The organism is Neoroseomonas marina (assembly GCF_012927745.1).
Taxonomy (GTDB): domain Bacteria; phylum Pseudomonadota; class Alphaproteobacteria; order Acetobacterales; family Acetobacteraceae; genus Neoroseomonas; species Neoroseomonas marina.
Genome location: NZ_JABBKX010000037.1, coordinates 1 through 626, shown reverse-complemented (window position 1 = coordinate 626; position 626 = coordinate 1). Strand labels below are relative to the sequence as shown.

Sequence of the window (626 nt, the reverse complement as noted above, 5' to 3'; positions counted from 1 at the left end):
TAGACTCAGTTGCTCCTTTGCGTTTAAAAAGGATTAAGGAAATTAATCCAATGCCATGGTACAATGACCACACTCGGGCCCTAAAGTTAGCAGCCACAAAAATGGAGCGCAGCTGGAAGAAATCAAAACTAGAAGTATTTGGTATTTCGTGGAGAGAGAGAATGATTGAGTACAGAAAGGCCTTAAAATCTGCTAGATCTGCCTATTTTTCAAAACTCTTAGAAGAAAATAAACACAACCCTAGGTATTTATTTGATACAGTGGCTAAATTAACAAGAAATAAAGCTTCAACTTCTGATGTTTCCAAAGAGCACAGCAGTAATGACTTTATGAACTTCTTTACTTGCAAGATTGACAATATTAGAGAGAAAATTATAACCATGCAACCGACTACTACAGTATCGCGTCAGACAGTGCATTGTAGTGTCCCTGAGGAAAAATTCAATTCATTTACTGCTTTAGGAGAGGAAGAATTGTCTAAACTTGTTAAATCATCAAAATCAACAACATGTATGTTAGACCCTATACCGACTAAGCTATTGAAAGAAATGCTTCCAGAGGTCATAGATCCTCTTCTCAATATCGTCAATTCATCTTTATCATTAGGATACGTACCAAAAACTTTT

At 35.9% G+C, this 626-nt stretch carries 1 protein-coding gene; it reads left to right on the top strand.

The window, feature by feature from the left end; all coding sequences use genetic code 11:
• The coding region (locus GWK16_RS24935) for a hypothetical protein (protein ID WP_170056680.1) at nt 1–626 on the top strand (626 nt) is incomplete at both ends.